1 pseudogene is annotated in these 1,278 nt (G+C 52.2%); it reads right to left on the bottom strand.

The features are described from left to right. Window positions 1–85 precede the first annotated feature (85 nt). A pseudogene (locus D0S45_20350) lies at window positions 86–1,206 on the bottom strand (IS3 family transposase). Window positions 1,207–1,278 lie beyond the last annotated feature (72 nt).

The raw sequence follows: 1,278 nt of genomic DNA, 5'->3' as shown, positions 1-1,278 counted from the left end.
CATAGCCGTTGTGGAGCGGAGCCCGTCCCCCCAGGGGCGGCCCGGAAGGGCCGAGGGCGGAGCGGAACAACGGCTATGCGCCAAGTCAATGAACATTGAAAGTGCTCCTGTATACCTCGGCGGGAGTTCTTTTGTCCAACGACGAATGCCCGCGCTCTTCATTATAGTAGCGGAAATAGCGAGTCAGGCCGTGATATAGCTCTATTCCGTCAGAGTATGCTTTGGGGTACACTTCCTCGTATTTTACCGTCCACCACAACCGTTCTATGAAAACGTTATCCAAGGCCCGTCCTTTTCCATCCATACTGATGGCAATGTCATTATCCTGCAAAACGCCGGTGAATTCTTGACTCGTGAACTGCGAACCCTGATCCGTGTTGAAGACTTCAGGGCTGGCGATGAGCAAAGCCTTCTGCAGGGCATCTACGCAGAAGGAACTATCCATCGAGTTGGATAACTCCCAAGCCAGCACGTAGCGGCTCCACCAGTCTATAACCGCGACCAGATATAAAAAGCCTCGCCGCATGRGGATGTAAGTGATGTCAGCACTCCAGACTTGATTCTGGCGTTCAATGGCAAYTCCTCTCAGCAGGTATGGAAAGACCGGATGTGCGGGATTGGGCCTGCTCGTATGCGGTCCCGGAGTTATCGCTTGCAGGCCCATCAACTTCATCAGCCGTTCGACTCGTTTGTGATTGGCCTGATGCCCTTGCGCCTTCAACCAGTCCGYCATACGCGGCGAACCGTAATCCGGCTGACGCAAGTATTGCTCATCAATGAGGCGCATCAAATCTAGGTTCTCATCGGATTCAACTACGGGCTTGTAATAGAATCCAGATCGGGAGACGCCTGCCAACCGGCATTGCCGCCGAATGGAGTATTCCGAATCTGGTGCAATCCATTGACGGCGAACCTTAATCGGCAGGCTTAGAGCTTTTTTTCAAGCCACTTGATGTCCATCTTGAGCCGACCGATTTCCTCAAACAAAGGCGCGGTCAACTCCTCATGGCTCTTGGCTTTCTTGTCACTGGAAAAAATGTCTGGGGCATTTTCAAGAAGCTGCTTCTTCCATGTAGAGATCTGGTTGGGATGCACTTTGTGCTCCGCAGCCAATTGTGCCAGCGTCTTCACTCCCCGGATTGCTTCCAGAGCTATCTTGGCCTTGAATTTGTCCGAATGCTTCCGTCTTTTTCCTGTTTTGCTCATACGTCCTTCCTTATCGTTTTTAGGACGCAGACTCCACCTTAACTCGTGGTCCTAATTTCGGGGGAAAGCGCA

The organism is Marinifilum sp. JC120 (assembly GCA_004923195.1).
Taxonomy (GTDB): Bacteria; Desulfobacterota; Desulfovibrionia; order Desulfovibrionales; family Desulfovibrionaceae; genus Maridesulfovibrio.
This window is presented reverse-complemented; position numbering and strand designations above follow the sequence as displayed.